The 2784-nt window shown below is 68.3% G+C and carries 1 protein-coding gene; it reads left to right on the top strand.

Features of this window, described 5'->3' with window-relative positions:
* Nucleotides 1–20: 20 nt before the first annotated feature.
* On the top strand, nt 21–2784 hold a 2764-nt coding region (locus B9S58_RS08075; protein WP_258044226.1), incomplete at its 3' end, for an amino acid adenylation domain-containing protein.

Genomic DNA, 2784 nt, shown 5'->3' with positions numbered 1-2784 from the left:
TGCGGTATTGGGAGGGTGTGTTGGCGGGGGCTCCGGAGGAGTTGGAGCTGCCGATGGACCGGCCGCGTCCGCCGGTTCCCTCGCACCGCGGTGATCTCGTCACCACCCTGACGGACCCCGGGCTGCACGCCGGGCTCGTCGCCCTGGCCCGGAAGAACGGCACCACCCTGTTCATGGTGCTGCAAGCGGCGCTGGCGACGCTCTACTCACGGCTCGGCGCGGGCACGGACATCCCGCTGGGCACAGCGACAGCCGGACGCACCGACGAGAAGCTGGACGACCTGGTCGGCTTCTTCGTCAACACCCTCGTACTGCGGACGGACACCTCCGGCGACCCCACCTTCCGCGAACTACTCGACCGGGTACGCACCACCGACCTCGACGCCTACGCCCACCAGGACCTGCCCTTCGAACGGATCGTCGAGGCACTCAACCCGGACCGCACCGTCGCCCGGCACCCGCTCTTCCAGCACATGCTGGTCCTCCAGAACAACACCGCCTCCACCCTCGACCTCCCCGGCGTGACGGCCGAACACCACCCGCTGGACCACCGCGTCGCCAAGTTCGACCTCACCTTCTTCGCCGAGGAACTCCCCAACACGGACACCGGGTTCGGCGGACTGCGGTGGGACGTGGAGTTCGCGACGGACCTCTACGACCGCTCGACGGTGGAATCCATGACCAGCCGGCTGATCCGGATCCTGGAAGCCGTCGTGGCCGACCCCGACATCCCCGTCACGGGCATCGGCCTCCTGGACCCCGCCGAGGAACACCGGGCCCTGCACGAATGGAGCGGATCCTCAGTACCGGCCGGCGACAACCGCCCGGTGCAGACGGTGTTCGAGGAACAGGCCCGCAAGACCCCCGACCGGATCGCACTGATCCAGGGCGACGAACAGATCCCGTACAACCTTCTCGACACCCGCGCCAACCAGCTCGCCCGGCATCTGCTGGCCCGGGGCGTGCGACGCGGCGACATCGTCGGCGTGTACCTGGAACGCGGACCCGCCCTGGTCACCGCCCTGCTCGCCGTACTGAAAGCGGGAGCCGCCTACACACTGCTCGACCCGGCCTTCCCCGTGGAACGGCTCACCGCCGTCATCGCCGACGCCGGCGTACGCCACGTGGTGTCACGACGCGAACAGGCCGCCGAACTGGGCGAGGGCCCGGCATACGTCCTGCTCGACACCGACGAGGACGGCAGACGGATCGACCAGCTGGACGGCAGCGGCCCCGGCACACAACAGACCTGCGGCCCCGACGACGCGGCCTGCGTGATGTTCACCTCCGGCTCGACCGGCCGCCCCAAAGGCGTCGTGGCCCCGCACCGGGCCCTGGTCTCCACCTTCGTCGGACCCGACTACCTGGAGTTCCGACCCGACGACGTCTACCTCCAGTCCTCACCGGTCTCCTGGGACGCCTTCGCCCTGGAGATCTTCTCCCCCCTCCTCCACGGCGGAACCTCCGTCCTGCCCGTCGAATCACGCACAGACCTCACAGAACTGACCACCCTGGTCACCGAACGCGGCGTGAGCGTCCTCCAGCTCTCGGCAAGCCTCTTCAACGTCCTGGTCGACGACCACCCACAAGTCCTCACCCACCTGCGCACCGTCATGACCGCCGGAGAAGCCGCATCCGTCTCCCACGTCGAACGAGCCCGCACCCTCCACCCCCACCTGCGCATCCTCAACGGATACGGCCCCGTCGAATCCATGGGCTTCACCACCTCGTTCACCGTGGACGAGATCCACACCGGAGCCACATCGATCCCCATCGGCTCCCCCCTCGCCGGCAAACACGCCTACGTCCTCGACACACTGCTGCGCCCGGTACCACCCGGCGTCCCCGGCGAACTGTACGTAGCCGGCTCCGGCCTGGCCCGCGGCTACGCAGGCCGGCCCGGCCTCAGCGCCGAACGCTTCGTCGCCAACCCCCACGAACCCGGCAAACGCATGTACCGCACCGGAGACATCGCCCACTGGCGAACAGACGGCACCCTGGAATTCGTCCGCCGACAGGACGACCAGGTCAAGATCCGCGGCTTCCGCGTCGAACCCCGCGAAATCGAAGCAGCCCTCGCCCGCTTCCCCGGCGTCCTACAGAACACCGTCACAGCCCGCGAAGACCGCCCCGGCGAGAAACGCCTCATCGCCTACGCCGTCCCGGCCACGGGCAGCACACTCGACGCGGACGAACTACGCCGCTTCATAAGCCAGACACTGCCCGAATACATGGTCCCGGCAGCCGTCGTCGTCCTGGACGCACTGCCACTCACCCCCAACGGCAAACTCGACCGCAAGAAACTCCCCGAACCACCGATGAACGGCTCAGCCACCGGCCGCGGCCCACGCACCCCGACCGAGGAAGTCCTCTGCGGACTGTTCGCCGAAGTACTCGGCATCCCACGAGCCGGCGCCGACGACAGCTTCTTCTCCCTCGGCGGACACTCCCTCCTCGCCATCCGCCTCATCAGCCGCATCCGCTCAGCCCTCGGCGCCGAAGTCACCATCCGCACCCTCTTCACGACACCCACCCCCGCCGGACTGGCCACCGGACTCAGACCACCCACCGAAACACGCCCCGCACTGACAGCAGCACAAACACGACCCGACCCACTCCCCCTGTCATTCGCCCAACAACGACTCTGGTTCCTGGGCGAATGGGAAGAAGGCGGCTCGACCTACAACATCCCCCTCGCCCTCCGCCTCCACGGACCACTCGACCAGAACGCACTCAGCACAGCACTCGACGACGTCGCCCAACGCCACGAAGCCCTACGCACCA

Source organism: Streptomyces sp. SM11, assembly GCF_002910905.1.
Taxonomy (GTDB): Bacteria; Actinomycetota; Actinomycetes; order Streptomycetales; family Streptomycetaceae; genus Streptomyces.
This window is presented reverse-complemented; position numbering and strand designations above follow the sequence as displayed.